This is a genomic window from Burkholderia sp. AU45274, from assembly GCF_030482505.1.
Lineage (GTDB): Bacteria > Pseudomonadota > Gammaproteobacteria > Burkholderiales > Burkholderiaceae > Burkholderia.
Genome location: NZ_JAUJQE010000002.1, coordinates 102,145 through 116,801, shown reverse-complemented (window position 1 = coordinate 116,801; position 14,657 = coordinate 102,145). Strand labels below are relative to the sequence as shown.

Annotated in this window: 13 protein-coding genes and 1 tRNA gene; 2 read left to right on the top strand and 12 right to left on the bottom strand. The window is 65.3% G+C overall.

The window, feature by feature from the left end; all coding sequences use genetic code 11:
- Positions 1–54 precede the first annotated feature (54 nt).
- A complete protein-coding gene (locus QZM35_RS09315; protein ID WP_301775841.1) occupies positions 55–312 on the top strand; it encodes a DUF4148 domain-containing protein in 258 nt (85 codons plus the stop codon).
- Between the two features lie 73 nt (positions 313–385).
- Here QZM35_RS09315 and QZM35_RS09310 read toward each other — a convergent pair whose 3' ends face one another.
- Genes QZM35_RS09310 through QZM35_RS09300 form a run of 3 tightly spaced genes read right to left on the bottom strand, consistent with a single transcriptional unit; the run spans position 386 to position 3,148 of the window.
- Positions 386–1,051 carry a response regulator transcription factor gene (locus tag QZM35_RS09310; RefSeq protein ID WP_089425722.1) on the bottom strand — a complete coding sequence of 222 codons (666 nt, stop codon included), beginning with the start codon at positions 1,049–1,051 and terminating at the stop codon, positions 386–388.
- 19 nt (positions 1,052–1,070) lie between these two features.
- Positions 1,071–2,462, bottom strand: a complete 1,392-nt coding sequence (locus tag QZM35_RS09305; protein WP_301775840.1) for a HAMP domain-containing sensor histidine kinase — start codon at positions 2,460–2,462, stop codon at positions 1,071–1,073.
- Positions 2,463–2,473: 11 nt separating this feature from the next.
- Complete coding sequence (locus tag QZM35_RS09300; protein WP_301775839.1) at positions 2,474–3,148, bottom strand: response regulator transcription factor; 675 nt, start codon at positions 3,146–3,148, stop codon at positions 2,474–2,476.
- Between the two features lie 216 nt (positions 3,149–3,364).
- Here QZM35_RS09300 and QZM35_RS09295 point away from each other — a divergent pair, with 216 nt between their 5' ends.
- Complete coding sequence (locus QZM35_RS09295) at positions 3,365–3,664, top strand: DUF4148 domain-containing protein (protein WP_039342572.1); 300 nt, start codon at positions 3,365–3,367, stop codon at positions 3,662–3,664.
- Positions 3,665–3,771: 107 nt separating this feature from the next.
- On the opposite strand, the gene cyoD is transcribed toward QZM35_RS09295, so the two are convergent.
- From cyoD to tilS, 9 genes are all read right to left on the bottom strand, one after another.
- Complete coding sequence (gene cyoD, locus QZM35_RS09290) at positions 3,772–4,104, bottom strand: cytochrome o ubiquinol oxidase subunit IV (protein ID WP_009692722.1); 333 nt, start codon at positions 4,102–4,104, stop codon at positions 3,772–3,774.
- Positions 4,105–4,713: a cytochrome o ubiquinol oxidase subunit III gene (gene cyoC, locus QZM35_RS09285; RefSeq protein ID WP_089425723.1), complete on the bottom strand. Its 609-nt coding sequence runs from the start codon at positions 4,711–4,713 to the stop codon at positions 4,105–4,107. It lies immediately after the preceding gene.
- Positions 4,713–6,719, bottom strand: coding sequence for a cytochrome o ubiquinol oxidase subunit I (cyoB, locus tag QZM35_RS09280; protein WP_301775838.1), 2,007 nt, complete (start codon positions 6,717–6,719; stop codon positions 4,713–4,715). The genes cyoC and cyoB overlap by 1 nt, the downstream gene beginning before the upstream one ends.
- 3 nt (positions 6,720–6,722) lie before the next feature.
- Positions 6,723–7,610 (bottom strand): ubiquinol oxidase subunit II, encoded by an 888-nt coding sequence (gene cyoA / locus QZM35_RS09275; protein WP_089425725.1) that lies wholly within the window; start codon positions 7,608–7,610, stop codon positions 6,723–6,725.
- Positions 7,611–7,886: 276 nt separating this feature from the next.
- Entirely contained in the window at positions 7,887–9,416 is a 1,530-nt protein-coding gene (locus tag QZM35_RS09270; RefSeq protein ID WP_089425726.1) for a NuoM family protein, read from the bottom strand.
- Positions 9,417–9,873: 457 nt separating this feature from the next.
- Entirely contained in the window at positions 9,874–11,262 is a 1,389-nt protein-coding gene (locus tag QZM35_RS09265; RefSeq protein ID WP_301775837.1) for a hypothetical protein, read from the bottom strand.
- A 163-nt stretch (positions 11,263–11,425) separates the two neighbouring features.
- Positions 11,426–11,519: transfer RNA gene (locus QZM35_RS09260), tRNA-Ser, on the bottom strand.
- Positions 11,520–11,629: 110 nt separating this feature from the next.
- Entirely contained in the window at positions 11,630–12,883 is a 1,254-nt protein-coding gene (locus QZM35_RS09255) for an aspartate kinase (protein WP_039364692.1), read from the bottom strand.
- 343 nt (positions 12,884–13,226) lie between these two features.
- Positions 13,227–14,648, bottom strand: coding sequence for a tRNA lysidine(34) synthetase TilS (gene tilS / locus QZM35_RS09250; protein ID WP_089425729.1), 1,422 nt, complete (start codon positions 14,646–14,648; stop codon positions 13,227–13,229).
- Positions 14,649–14,657: the final 9 nt, after the last annotated feature.

Sequence of the window (14,657 nt, the reverse complement as noted above, 5' to 3'; positions counted from 1 at the left end):
CTGCCGGCATCGCCATCGCGGCACCGGCCACTGTCACTTGAAAAGGATCACGCCATGAAGACATTGATGTTCGCCACCCTGCTCTCCGCGCTGTGTGTCGCGCTGCCCGGCCGGGCCAGCGCAACGCAGCCCGACACCGCGACTGCGCCGCAGACGTACGCCGCGACCGCTTCCGCATCGTTGTCGTCGCAACCGGCATGGAGCGCGCGACCAGCCACGCCGCTGACACGCGCGCAGGTGTATCGCCAACTCGTCCGCGCCGAACGCGACGGCCAGCTCGCGCAGCTCAACCGCGAACTCTATTCGCACTGAACGCACGCAATCGAACCTGCCGCGCGACGCGCGGCATGCGCACCCTCCACCGGCACGGCGCGATCCCGCATCGTCACCCGCCCGCGTCGAACCTGAAACCGAATCGCGCGACCGTTTCGATGCGCGCGGAAAACGCATGTGCGGCCAGCTTGCGCCGCAACCGCACGACCAGTGCATTGACCGTCTCGGGTTCGACGTCGGCATCGCCCCATGCATAACGCAGCACGGCATCGCGCCCGACCGGTCGCCCCGCTTCGCGCAACAGGCATTCGACGAGACGAAATTCCCGCATGCTGAGCGCCAGCCTCCGGCCCTGCTCCTCGAGTGCGCGCGCGGCCACGTCGAGCCGGACCGACTCGCGCATTGCGATGACACCGTTGCGGCGCCACAGCGCGCGCAACCGCTCGTGCAGCTCCACGAACGAACAAGGATGGGCAAGGCACACATCGCAGCCGGCCTGCAACATCCGCGCGCGCTGCGCAGGTGTCGTGCCGGCCACGATCGCGGCAATCGCCGCGCCGCCGGCCGATGCACCGAGTCGCGGCAATGCCTCGAGCATCGCCGGGTCGGCAGCCGGGTCGGGCGCAACGATCACGATGGCATCGAACCGGTCCTGCGCCGCCACGAAGCAGCCATCGCGCCATCCGTCGACGCGCTCGACACCATGCGTGCTCTCGCGAAAGGCCTTGTCGAGCCGCGCCGCCTCCGGGTTCGGCGGGGAAATCAGCAGGATGCGCATCGTTCGTTCCCCGACGCCGTCACGCGAGCGAGCGCGGCCAGCATTCGACCGTGATCGCCGCACCGGCCAGCGGTGCATCGCCGATCCGCAGCGCAAAGCCGTGCACGCGCATCACCGCCGAGACGATGCTCAGCCCGAGCCCCGAGCCGCTCACGTGGCGCGTGCGCTCGCCCCGATAGAAACGCTCGAGCACCGCGTCGCGTTCGCCGGGCGGGATGCCGGGCCCGGTGTCCTCGATCCGCACGAGCGGCCCGCTCGGCGTTGAATGGAGCGCGACGCGCACGCGGCCGCCCGGCGGCGTGAACTTGATCGCGTTGTCCGCGAGATTGCTGAATGCCTCGAACAGCAACGCGCGATCGCCGTGAATGCGGTCGACCGATGTCGCGGCGAGCTCGAACGACACGTCGACGGCTTCGGCCAACGGCTCATAGAGCTCGCAAACGTCGCGCAGCAAGGCCGTGACGTCGACGGCAGCAAAGCCGCCACGCCGGCTCAGCGTGCCGATCTCGGAGATGCGCAGCATCGCGCGAAAGCGCTCGAGCAAGCGGTCAGTCTCGTCGCGCGCCGACGCGAGCAATGCCGACGACGCAGGGTCGTCCGCGCAAAACGGCTGCTCCGCGAGCCGGGCCAGCATCGTGTGCACGCGTGCAAGCGGCGTGCGCAGATCGTGCGCGATGCCGTCGCAGGTATGACGTACCTCGCCCATCAGCCGCTCGACTTCGTCGAGCATGTGGTTCACGAGATGCGCGAGCAGGTCCAGTTCGTCGTAGCGTCCGACCGGCAGCCGCTTGCCGAGATCGCCCTCGGCGATCTGCCGCGTGACGCGCCGGATCGCGGCGACACGGCGCATCTGCCGCATGCCGAGCATGCTGCCGCCCGCGATGCCCGCGATCAGGATCATCACGCCGCCGATCACGAGCCCGCGGATCGCGACATCGCGGATCTGGATGAAATGCGACAGGTCGCGTGCGACGACCAGCGTCATCCCGTTGTCGCGGCGTACCGCCATCGCGCGCGTGATCGGCGCGGGCTGGCCGTCGAGCGGCGCAAGCGTGCGGTTCAGCGTGCGTCCGTGGCGATCCGTGCGCAGCGCGGGCGGCGTCGCGATGTCCCCGGCCACGCGGCGCCCGTTCGCGTCGAACAGCCCGTAGAAACTGGTATGCATGTGCTCGTGCTCGAGCCGCCGGTGAATCGCGAGCGGCAGCTCGGCATCGGGAATCGAATCGAAATAGATCAGTTGCCACGCGAGCACCTCGTCGGTGTCGCGCGCCATCGTGTGTGTCGCGGCCACGCTGATCACGCCCGCGAGCACGAGCAGCGAAACCGAGAAGATCGCCGCATACGCGCACAGCCACCGAAACGTCGTCGTGTGCCAGCGGCGCGTGAAGTTCGCCGCGCGAGCCGCATCCATCCGGGCCTCCGTCATGCGAGCATGTAGCCCGAGCCGCGCACCGTCTGGATCATCGGGGTCGCGCCGGGCGGGTCGATCTTCTTGCGCAACCGGCCCATGTGGACGTCGATCAGGTTGGTGCCGGGATCGAAGTGATAGCCCCACACGGTCTCGAACAGCATCGTGCGCGTGATCGTCTGCCCCGCATTGCGCATCATGAATTCGAGCACGCGGAACTCGGTCGGCAGCAGCGGTATCTCTTCGGCGCCGCGACGTGCGCAGCGCGAAATGAGATCGAGCTCGAGCGCGCCGACCTTCAACAGCGTCTGCTGCGGCACGCCCGACGCCTGCCGGCGACGCAGCAGCACCTCGATGCGGGCGCTCAGCTCGCCGGAATCGAACGGCTTCGTCAGGTAATCGTCGCCGCCCGCGCGCAGCCCGCGGATGCGCTCGTCGACATCACCGAGCGCGCTCAGCATCAGCACCGGCGTATCGATGCCGACCGTGCGCATCGCGGTCAGGATCGCGAGGCCGTCCGCGCCCGGCAGCATCCGGTCGAGCGTGATCGCGTCGTACGACGCGCTCATCGCGCGCAGCATGCCTTCGCGGCCGTTGTCGATCCAGTCGACCTCGAACCCGCGCGCGGTCAGCTCGCCGACGATTTCGTTCGCGGTCACCGCATCATCCTCGACCGTCAGTACTCGCATGGTTGCCCTCGCAATGAACCTCATGACGGGCGCACGCGAGGCGCCCGCGACTATCGTAGACGCCCCGATCGCCGTGCGGCGTTACATGAAAAATGCTTCATCCGGCGCCGTGGCGCACGGGTGAAACATGTTTCATCCGGGCGTCGCCCGCCCCGACGTGCACGCGGCCTACGCTGACGTCATGCGGCATCGGGCCGCGCAACCAGGAGCTACCGGATGAAACTGTCGACTACCGTCGCCTGCATGCTGCTCGCATGCGCCAGCACCGCCGCGTTCGCGGCACCGCATCTGACACCGCAGGAATGCAACGCGTATCCGTTCGTCCACACCGGCCACGACGTCACGCATGCGGACCTCGTGCGCGAGCTGACCGAACTCGAACAGGTCGGCTACGAGCCGGCGCATGCGAGCCCGTATTACCCCGACGATCTCGATGGTGCGAAAGATCGGCTCGCCGCCGAGTACCGCGCCGACTGCACGCACGCGCTGACGGCGGATGCGGGCGCACGGCACTGATTCCGCTGCCCGGCGCAACACGGCCGGGAAAAACAAAAGGCGGCACTCGCGTGCCGCCTTTTGTTCACGAACGCGCATGGATCTCGACCGCTGCGCTGGGCTGCCGCTCAGCGCGACATCATGTTCATGCTGACGTTGTGCATCACCCACAGCGTGCCGACGATCAGGATCGCCGCGGTCAGCACCGTGTAGCTGAACGCCATCACGTTCCAGCGCTGGCCCGACGAGCCGTTCATGTGCAGGAAGTACACGAGGTGCACGACGATCTGCACGAACGCGAGCACGGCCAGCGCGACCAGCGACGCGTGCGGCGACAGCACGCCGCCCATCACGAGGCCGAACGACGCGGCCGTGAGCAGCACCGACAGGATGAAGCCGGCGACGTAGCCGCCGACACTGCCGTGCCCTTCTTCGAGTTGAGACGAATGCGAATGGGCCATTTAGATCACGCTCGCGAGATAAACAAAGGAAAACACGCAGATCCACACGATGTCGAGGAAGTGCCAGAAGAGGCTCAGGCACGTCAGGCGTCGCAGGTCGCGATCGGTCAGGTCGCCGCCGCGCAGCACGATCTGCCCGGCGAGCACGATCATCCACAGCAGGCCGGCCGTCACGTGCAGCCCGTGCGTGCCGACCAGCGTGAAGAACGCCGACAGGAACGCGCTGCGCTGCGGGCCTGCGCCCTCCGCGATCAGGTGCGAGAACTCGCGTAGCTCCATCACGAGAAACGCCGCGCCGAGCACGAACGTCACCGCGAGCCACGCGAGCAGCGCGCCGCGCCGCTGCTTGTACGCAGCGAGCATCGCGAAGCCGTACGTGATGCTCGACAGCAGCAGCGCGGCGGTTTCCACCGCGACGCCCGGGATGTCGAACAGGTCTTTCGCGGTCGGGCCGCCCGCATACTGCTGGCCGAGCACCGCGAACGTCGCGAACAGCGCCGCGAAGATCACGCAGTCGGTCATCAGGTACAGCCAGAACCCGAACACCGAATGCGACGGCGGATGGTCGTCGTGCTCGAGCAGGGTTGCGCTCAAGGTTTTCTGCAACATCAGTTGGCCTCCAGTTCCACGTCGTCGACGCGCGCAGCCACGCGCTTCGTCGGCTGCTTGTCTTCGATCTTCCGCACCGTCGACGCGGGGATGTAATAGCCGTCGTTGTCACGCGAGCTGTAGATCACGAGCGTCGCGATGATCCCGACCAGCCCGCCGATCGCCATCCACCAGATGTGCCACACCAGCGCGAAGCCGAGCACCAGGCTGAAGATCGCGACCACGAGGCCCGCGCAGGTATTCGACGGCATGTGGATGTCGCGAATCGCCGCCGGGTTCGGCCGGCCTTCGCCGTGCGCCTTCATGTCCGCATACGCGTCGAGCGTGCGCACTTGCGGGATCACCGCGAAGTTGTAGTCGGCCGGCGGCGACGAGGTCGCCCACTCCAGCGTGCGGCCGCCCCACGGATCGCCCGTCGTGTCGCGGTACTCGGGCAGGTTGCGGTTGCGGATGCTGACCACCAGTTGCAGCAGCTGGCATGCAATGCCGATCGCGATCAGCACGGCGCCGAATGCGGCGACCAGCAGCCACGGATGCCAGGCCGGGTTGTCGTAGTGGTTGATCCGGCGCGTCATGCCCATGAAGCCGAGCACGTAGAGCGGCACGAACGCTACGTAGAAACCGATCTGCCAGAACCAGAACGCCGCCTTGCCGAGCTTCTCGTTCAGCTTGAAGCCGAACGCCTTGGGGAACCAGTAGTTGAAGCCTGCGAGATAGCCGAACAGCACGCCGCCGATGATCACGTTGTGGAAGTGCGCGATCAGGAACAGGCTGTTGTGCAGCACGAAGTCCGCGCCGGGAATCGCCATCATCACGCCGGTCATGCCGCCGAGCGTGAACGTGACCATGAAGCCGATCGTCCACAGCACGGGCGTCGTGAATTCGATCCGGCCGCGGTACATCGTGAACAGCCAGTTGAACACCTTCACGCCGGTCGGGATCGCGATGATCATCGTCATGATGCCGAAGAACGCGTTCACGTTCGCACCCGAGCCCATCGTGAAGAAGTGGTGCAGCCACACGAGGAACGACAGCACCATGATCGCGCAAGTCGCGTACACCATCGTCTTGTAGCCGAACAGCGGCTTCTTCGCGAACGTCGAGATGACTTCCGAGAAAATGCCGAACGCCGGCAGGATCAGGATGTACACCTCGGGGTGACCCCATGCCCAGATCAGGTTCAGGTACAGCATCGCGTTGCCGCCGGCTTCGTTCGTGAAGAAGTGCATGCCGAGGTAACGGTCGAGGCCGAGCAGCGCGAGCGTCGCGGTCAGGATCGGGAACGACGCCATGATCAGCACGTTCGTGCAGAGCGCGGTCCACGTGAACACCGGCATCTTCATCAGCGTCATGCCCGGCGCGCGCATCTTGATGATCGTCACGAAGAAGTTCACGCCGGTCAGCAGCGTGCCGACGCCCGAGATCTGCAGCGCCCACAGGTAGTAGTCGACCCCTACCCCCGGACTGAACTGCAGCTCCGACAGCGGCGGATACGCGAGCCAGCCCGTCTGGGCGAATTCGCCGATCACGAGCGAGATGTTGATCAGGATCGCGCTGACGGCCGTCATCCAGAACGACAGCGAGTTGATGAACGGGAACGCGACGTCGCGCGCGCCGATCTGCAGCGGCACGATCAGGTTCATCAGGCCGACCATGAACACCATCGCCATGAAGAAGATCATGATCACGCCGTGTGCCGTGAAGACCTGGTCATAGTGGTGCGGCGGCAGGTAGCCGGGCCCGTTGTACGAGAGCGCGAGCTGCATGCGCATCATGATCGCGTCCGCGAAGCCGCGCAGCAGCATGATCAGCGCGACGATGATGTACATCACGCCGAGCTTCTTGTGGTCGACCGTGGTCAGCCATTGCGTCCACAGCCATTTCCACCGGCCGGTGATCGTCAGCGCGGCGAGGATGCCCAGCACGACCAGCCCCATGAAGGCACCGGCCCCCATGATGATGGGCTGATCGAACGGGATCGCCGAGAGTGTGAGTTTGCCGAACATGCGTTACCCCTTCGTGCCGCAGGCGGCGTCCTTCAGGTCGAGGACGTGGCCATCGTTGTATTTCGCGATGATGTTGTGGAAGAGCCGCGGATCGACCGACGAGAAGTAGCGCACGGGCGCCTTCTCGCTCGGCTGCGCGACGGTGCCGTACACGGTCGCGTCGAGCCGCTCCGGCGACGCCTTCACCTTCTGCACCCATGCATCGAACTGTTCGCGCGGCTCGGCGAGCGTGCGGAACTTCATGTCGGAGAAGCCGCGGCCGCTGAAGTTGGCGGACGTGCCCGCGTAGTTGCCGGGCTCGTCGGCGATCAGGTGCAGGCGCGTCTGCATGCCGGCCATCGCGTAGACCTGGCCGCCGAGCTGCGGGATGAAGAACGAGTTCATCACCGAATCCGACGTGATGCGGAAGTTCACCGGCGTGCCGACCGGAATCGCGAGCTGGTTCACCGACGCGATGCCGAGTTCCGGATAGATGAACAGCCACTTCCAGTCGAGCGCGACGACCTCGACGTCGATCGGCTTCACCGACGACTCGAGCGGCTTGTACGGGTCGAGCTCGTGCGTGGTCTTCCAGGTGAGCACGCCGAGGAACAGGATGATCAGCGTCGGCACCGTCCAGATCACGACCTCGATCGCGGTCGAGTGCGACCAGTTCGGCGCGTAGGTGGCGTTGCGGTTCGACGCGCGGTAACGCCACGCGAACCACAGCGTGAGCAGGATCACCGGCACGACGACGATCAGCATCGCCCAGGTGGACGTAGCGATCAGCGCCTTTTCGGCAGCGCCCACGCTTCCTTTCGGATTTAGTACATCTAAATTACAGCCTGACAGGCTCAAAGCCGCGCCGATCGACATCAGCGCCACTCCGCCTTTTGAAGCTTTTCTTTTCATCACACAGCCCGAGGGTCATTGAATCCGTTTGCGTATGCCCGATGCGCATTCGATCCACGAAAGTGGCCGAATCATACGTCGCGCGAGTGCGATGAAAAACCAGCTAATGCGGAAAATCATCATTGCAGAATCTGCCGTGAGACAGATTGTCGCGGGGCAATTTCACGCAGCCGGAAGCCGGCCCGGCGCTGCCTGCGCCGGACCGCGAAGGAATCGATGCGCGTGCAACGACCGCACCGCCGTACGGTGCGCCCCACTCCGCGCGACGTGCCGCGATCAGCCGCGCGTCGATGCCATGTACGACGGCTGCGGCTGCGCAGGGCCGTCCCCTGTCGGCAGCTTCGAATGGCTCGCGTCTTCGATCAGCCGTCCGACGGTCGGATCGATCGCGTCGGTGAACGGCTTGGGATCGATGCCGACCGCCAGCACCACGAGTGCGAGCGACGCGAACATCACGATCTCGCGACGGTTCAGGTCGGCGAGCTTCGCGATCCGCTGGCTCGCCACCTTGCCGAACACGACGCGCTTGAGCATCCACAGCGTGTACGACGCGCTGAGGATCAGCGTCAGCGCCGCGATGGCGCCGATCCAGAAGTTGAAGCGGATCGCGCCCATGATGACCATGAACTCGCCGACGAACCCCGACGTGCCCGGCAGGCCGACGTTGGCCATCGCGAACAGCACCGTGAAGGTCGCGAAACGCGGCATCACGCCCGCGACGCCGCCGTAAGCGGCAATCTCGCGCTGCTTCGTGCGATCGACGAGCACGTTCACGCACAACAGCATCGCGCCCGCGACGAAGCCGTACGACACGAGCTGGACGATCGCGCCTTCGACGCCGATCCGGTTGAACAGGAACAGCCCGAGCGTGACGATCCCCATGTGCGCGACCGTCGAATACGCGAGCAGCTTGCCGAGATCGGTCTGCGCGAGCGCGATCAGGCTCGCGTAGACGATCGCGAACAGCGACAGCGCGATCACGGCCGGCGCGAAGAAGTGGCTTGCATCGGGCGTGACCGGCAGCGCGAAGCGCAGGAACCCGTAGCCGCCGAGCTTGAGCATCGCGAGCATCAGCGCGGCGCCGGTCGGGCCGTCGGTGTAGACGTCGCTCAGCCACGTGTGGACCGGCCACATCGGCACCTTGACCGCGAAGGCGGCGAAGAAGCCGAGGAACACCAGCAACTGCGGCGCGAAGCCGAGCTGCAGCGTGCGCCATACGGCCATGTCGAACGTATGCGACTGCGCGTACAGGTACAGCATCGCCATCAGCAGCAGCAGCGAGCCGGCGAACGAGATGAAGAAGAACTTCACGGCCGCGTACACGCGACGCTCGCGCCCCCACGTGCCGATCAGCAGGTAAAGCGGGATCAGCGTCGCCTCGAAGAAGATGAAGAACAGCAGCCCGTCCTGTGCGACGAACACGCCGACCATCAGCCCCGACAGGATCAGGAACGACGCGTAGTACTGCGCGACGCGTACCGTGACCGACTCCCACGACGCCACCACCACCACGAGGGTCGTGAACGCGGTCAGCACGACGAGCCACAGCGACGCGCCGTCGATGCCGACCCGCCATCCGGAATTGAATGCCGCCAGCCAGTTGCGGCTTTCGACGAACTGCATCGCGGCCGAGTGCGCATCGAAACCGGCAACCAGCGGCACGACCGCCGCAAGCCCCACCAGCGCGCCGACGAGCGCGATCAGCCGCGTACGGCGTGGATGAAGGTCGGAACCGGCGCGCAGCAGGCACGCGCCGAACAGGATCGGAGCCCAGATGGCCAGGCTCAGGAAGGGAAAATCATGCATGTCAACGAGGCCTTGATGAAGTCGCGCACTGCATCGGGGACAGGCGAGACGAAAGGAACGAAATCAAATCGACAGGTAGATTTCGTGAATCGCCGGTGTTGGCAAAATGTAAAGCGGCATCACTGGAAAACTTGACGCCGCTCAAATGCGATCGGGTTAACCAGCATAAGACGATTGATTATTTTCTGCAGCGCAGCAGAGCATTGATTTTCGGCGCAATCCTATGCCACTGATTTTTATGTGTAATTTTTTGTATTGCCCGATGAGATCGATTGCGAAAATCGACGCAGTGCCGCATTTTTGACGTCGGCTTGTTATGACGGAGGGTCGGAGGACGCTAATTGAAGCCGGGCACGGCTGCGAACGAGTGGTCCTTTATCCTTACACACACTCTTTCATTTTCAATACAAACGGCCTTGCCTTGCGCAGGCCGTACGACGGGCAGACCGGCTCGCCCCTACCGCTGACGGCTCAGGCGATCCCAGATGCGCATCGTCACTGCGCGATAGTGATTGTGCTGCGCGGGAAAATGGACGAAGCGGCTGTCGCGTGTGGCATAGACCGGCGACGCCGCGAGTGTCATCGCATCGACGATATGGCGCGCGTCGATCATGCCGGACTGCAGCAACTCCACATAGATCGCCTGCTGGTCGCCGCCGCTCGCATAGACCGACGAACGATCGCCGAAACTCTCGATGCGGGCGCAGATGCGCTCGACCAGGTCGCGCATCGGCGCCACGTTGCGCACGCCGATCATGCACGAATTGATCGCCCATGCCGTGTGATCGGTACCGATCACGAAGTCGCGGCCGTCGATCGTACTGTCGATGGCCTGACTCTGGTCGATCGCCAGAATGTCGGCGTCGACCCAGAAGACGAACGCGTGATGCGGCAGGTGTTCGCGAATCAGATGCAGCTTCGCCCAGTTCGCACCGATGCCGTCCGGCAGAAATGCGGGAGGTTCGCGATACGTGTGATACGCGTAACCATGCCGCGTGCAGTAGCGAGCAAAATTCTCCTCGTGCAGATCGCCATATCCCGCGATATGCGACGTATGCAGGCTCACGAACGCAATCCGGGCCTGCGGATTCACGTGCCGCTCCGCACCGCGCTTACTCTGCTGCGCGGCACGCCAGTCGTCCATTGCGTGCGGGCGATCGCCGTGCTGGTATCGCTCGGCATCGTCGACGAGCGCCGCCACATAGCGGAAATCGTAGTCGGCAGCCGGCGCCCAGACGTCCTCCACTTGCCGCCACTCGGGCGCCTGGTGCGCCACGAGCGGCCGGGCGCCTGCGATCGAATCGATCGCGAGCCCGTCGCTCCAGATCGTCTGGACCGATGCGAAATGACCGTTCGCGAGCGGCATATCGAACGGCAGCGGCGAAAAATGCTCTGCCAGCAGAGTCGCCTCGCACGCGTGCCGCCGCTCCGGAAGGTACATCGCCCATTTGCCCAGCTCGACCACCAGCTTGCGCAACTGCTCACGCACGCCGGGCACGTTGCGGAAGATCATGCCGCTCGCAGCGGGCAGCGCCGACTTCGGCGTCTGCGTCGTGACGATTGCATCGTAACCCTGCGCGACATCCTGCAGCGCGTGCGGATCGAACACGACGGAAAACGGGTCGAGCACGAGCAGCAACGCGTCCGGCTCCATCGCGACGAGCTGCGCGACGATCACGTGGTACTTGTGCAGGATCGGCTGGCGCTCGCCATTCACGTGCATGCCGTCGACCGTCACATGCCGGTAGCCGTGCAACTGCGCATAGCGCGCGTGGTTGTCGACAAGTCCGTCGACAGGCCGATGAGAAAGGATAGTCAGAACAGAATGCGGGCTGGCCAAACGCATCACCCCAAGTCGCATCAAACGATAGGCGATATGTAACCCACTATGACCGCTCAAGTCGAGTACTCATGGCGTGACCGGCCGCATCGTGTGCCCGGCGCTCGGCGGGCCCGAAAAAGAAAAAGCCCCGCAAGTCCGAGAACTTGCGGGGCTTTGTCACCGCTTTTGGCGGAGACGGAGGGATTCGAACCCTCGATCCAGGTTTTGGCCCAGATGCTCCCTTAGCAGGGGAGTGCCTTCGACCTCTCGGCCACGTCTCCCAAACTTTCGCTCGCACCAGGGAGGCAGTGCGACGAGAACGAAATAATATAGGGTTTCGAACCGCGCGTCAATTTCCGTGATGCATTTTCTTCAATGCATCACGAAAAATTCACGATGCCTGGTCGAGTTCGAATGCCTTGTGCAGCGCGCGGACGGCCAGTTCCATGTATTTCTCGTCGATCAGCACCGAAATCTTGATTTCGGACGTCGAGATCATCTGGATGTTGATGCCCTCTTCCGACAGCGTGCGGAACATCTTGCTCGCGACGCCCACGTGCGAACGCATGCCGACGCCGACGACCGACACCTTCGACACCTTCGGGTCGCCCTGCACGTGCTCGGCGCTCACGTGGCCCTTCACCTGGTTGGTGAGGATGTCCATCGCCTTCTGGTAATCGCCGCGGCCGACCGTGAACGTGAAGTCGGTCTTGCCCTGGACGCTCTGGTTCTGGATGATCATGTCGACGTCGACGTTCGCATCCGCGACCGGGCCGAGGATCTGATACGCGATGCCCGGCTTGTCGGGCACGCCCATCACAGCAATGCGTGCTTCGTCGCGCTGGAACGCGATGCCGGAAATGACTGCCTTTTCCATGGTCTCGTCTTCTTCAAAAGTAATCAGGGTGCCCGAGCGCATTTCTTCGTCGAGCGCAATCAGCGGATCGGTCAGGCTCGACAGCACACGCGTCTTCACCTGGTATTTGCCGGCGAATTCGACCGAGCGGATCTGCAGGACCTTCGAGCCGAGGCTGGCCATTTCCAGCATTTCCTCGAACGTCACGCGATCGAGGCGGCGCGCCTCTTCGACAACGCGCGGATCGGTCGTGTAGACGCCGTCGACGTCCGTATAAATCAGGCACTCTTCGGCACCCAGCGCAGCCGCGACCGCCACCGCCGACGTATCCGAGCCGCCACGGCCCAGCGTCGTGATGTGGCCGTCCGGATCGACGCCCTGGAAGCCCGTGATGATCACGACCTTGCCGGCATTCAGATCGGCCTTCACGCGTTCGTCGTCGATCGAGTGAATGCGCGCCTTCGTGAACGCGCTGTCGGTCTTGATCGGCACTTGCCAGCCGGCGTAGCTCACGGCCTCGACGCCGATTTCCTGCAGCGCGATCGACAGCAGGCCGACGCTGACCTGCTCGCCGGTCGACGCGATCATGTCGAGCTCGCGCGGGCTCGGCTGGCTCGAAATCTCTTTCGCAAGACCGAGCAGACGGTTGGTTTCGCCGGACATCGCCGAAGGCACGACCACCATCTGGTGCCCGGCCTGATGCCATTTTGCAACGCGTTTCGCGACGTTCTTGATGCGCTCGACCGAGCCCATCGAAGTGCCGCCGTATTTGTGTACGATGAGTGCCATTGTCGTTCTGAACTGGAGGAGAAACCGCACGGGCGCGCTGGGCAGGCCGCGTAGCCGTTCGGTCACGCGGCTTGTGGCTGTGGACGGACGACGAGGGGGACGGCTGGGACGCAACACGCAAGCGTGACGGATTTTGCCCGGAAGGCCGATCAGGCCGCGCAAACCGGGTACGTCACGCGGAAAACCTGCACAAATCGCTCAAAAATCGAGCCGAGCAAACGACCGAGCGTACCCGATAGAGGCCCGCTTGACAAGCCGCTCGCGGCGTCGGAGGCCGTTCCGGCGCTGTTTACCAAATGGTGAAAATGCGCGTGCCATCGCGCCGTCAGGCGGGCCGCCGACGCTATGCGATCAGCAAGTCGGGACGCCACTCGATCCGGCGCCACGCGCCGTCATCGGGCGCCCCGCCGCCGGACAAGCCGGCATCGCGATTCACGCCGAGGCGCGGCACGTAGATCAGCAAGTCTCCAGCGAACAGCAGCGGCACGTCGCGCTGCCAGGCGGGCACGCCACGCTCCTGGAACAGGTTCTTCAGCGTACGGCCCGGGCCGCCCGGCGACGTGCGCATCCGCTCACCGCCCGCGCGGGCACGCGCCGCCAGCCGCGCGCCGCGCAGCAACACCTCCGGCACCGCGTCGGCGCTTCCCGCGTCGGCCGGCGCGAACACGAACGTGCCGCGCCATCCCGGCAGGTGCCAGACTTCCTGCCCGTCCCACGCGAGCATCGCTTCCGGATGCGGGCTCCCGGTGCCGTCATCGGCCGGTTCGCTGCTGTCGCCCGCTTCCCAGTAGACGACATCGCGATACAGGCGCAGGCGTTGCCCCGCGTGATCGACGCGCAGCGCATGGGCGACATGCGTGGCACGCAACTGCCGCATCATGTTGGCGAGCCGGGCTGCCGACGCGCCCGGCAAGCCGAGCCGGCGCATCCAGAAGCGCAGCAGGTTCGCGCCGCGCGTGTCGTCGAACGCGACCAATGCGTCGCGCGACAGGGCCTGCCCGTCATCGCGCGCGGCAACGGCAAAGTCGAGTTCGGCCAGATCGTCGAGCAGTCGCTGCGCGGCCGCCGCATGCTGGGCCGCGCGGCCGAGCGCATCGCGAAAGCCCGGGAAATGCACGGCCAGCGCCGGCAGCACGTCGATGCGCAACGCATTGCGCGCGTAACGCGTGTCGTTGTTCGATTCGTCGTCGATCCATGCCAGATCGCGCTGCGTCGCATAGCGCTCGAGTTGCGCACGCAACAGTCGCAGCAGCGGGCGCACGCGCTCGACGCTCACGCCGTCAGGGCGGTAACGCGGCGCCATGGCGGCCAGCCCCGCGATCCCCGCGCCGCGCAACAACTGCAGCAATACGGTCTCGGCCTGGTCGTCCGCATGCTGCGCGAGCCACAGCGCGGCCGCGCCGTGGCGCTCGCACATCTCGTCGAGCGCCGCATAGCGCCGCTCGCGCGCCGTTGCCTCGACACCGAGGCCGCTGTCACGCGGCACGTCGACGCGCATCGACTCGAACGCGACACCAAGCCCTGCGGCGCTCGCCTCGGCGTGCGCAACCCACGCGTCGGCATTCGCACTGAGCCCGTGATGCACGTGCAGCGCGACACAGCGCGACGCGCCCGCGACGCGCACGGCCGCATCGAGCAATACCGTCGAGTCGAGGCCGCCGCTGTACGCGATCGCGATGCGTGCATCGGGCGGCATGCCGGAAAGCGCAACGCCGACCGCGTCGAGAACGACGCGGTCGGCGGAGAATTCGGTGGGCGGAATCACGAGAGGAAC

Coding starts and splice junctions, on each gene's coding strand:
- QZM35_RS09315 (WP_301775841.1), top strand. CDS start 55: ATGAAGACATTGATGTTCGCCACCCTGCTCTCCGCGCTGTGTGTCGCG.
- QZM35_RS09310 (WP_089425722.1), bottom strand. CDS start 1,051: ATGCGCATCCTGCTGATTTCCCCGCCGAACCCGGAGGCGGCGCGGCTC.
- QZM35_RS09305 (WP_301775840.1), bottom strand. CDS start 2,462: ATGGATGCGGCTCGCGCGGCGAACTTCACGCGCCGCTGGCACACGACG.
- QZM35_RS09300 (WP_301775839.1), bottom strand. CDS start 3,148: ATGCGAGTACTGACGGTCGAGGATGATGCGGTGACCGCGAACGAAATC.
- QZM35_RS09295 (WP_039342572.1), top strand. CDS start 3,365: ATGAAACTGTCGACTACCGTCGCCTGCATGCTGCTCGCATGCGCCAGC.
- cyoD (WP_009692722.1), bottom strand. CDS start 4,104: ATGGCCCATTCGCATTCGTCTCAACTCGAAGAAGGGCACGGCAGTGTC.
- cyoC (WP_089425723.1), bottom strand. CDS start 4,713: ATGTTGCAGAAAACCTTGAGCGCAACCCTGCTCGAGCACGACGACCAT.
- cyoB (WP_301775838.1), bottom strand. CDS start 6,719: ATGTTCGGCAAACTCACACTCTCGGCGATCCCGTTCGATCAGCCCATC.
- cyoA (WP_089425725.1), bottom strand. CDS start 7,610: ATGAAAAGAAAAGCTTCAAAAGGCGGAGTGGCGCTGATGTCGATCGGC.
- QZM35_RS09270 (WP_089425726.1), bottom strand. CDS start 9,416: ATGCATGATTTTCCCTTCCTGAGCCTGGCCATCTGGGCTCCGATCCTG.
- QZM35_RS09265 (WP_301775837.1), bottom strand. CDS start 11,262: ATGCGTTTGGCCAGCCCGCATTCTGTTCTGACTATCCTTTCTCATCGG.
- QZM35_RS09255 (WP_039364692.1), bottom strand. CDS start 12,883: ATGGCACTCATCGTACACAAATACGGCGGCACTTCGATGGGCTCGGTC.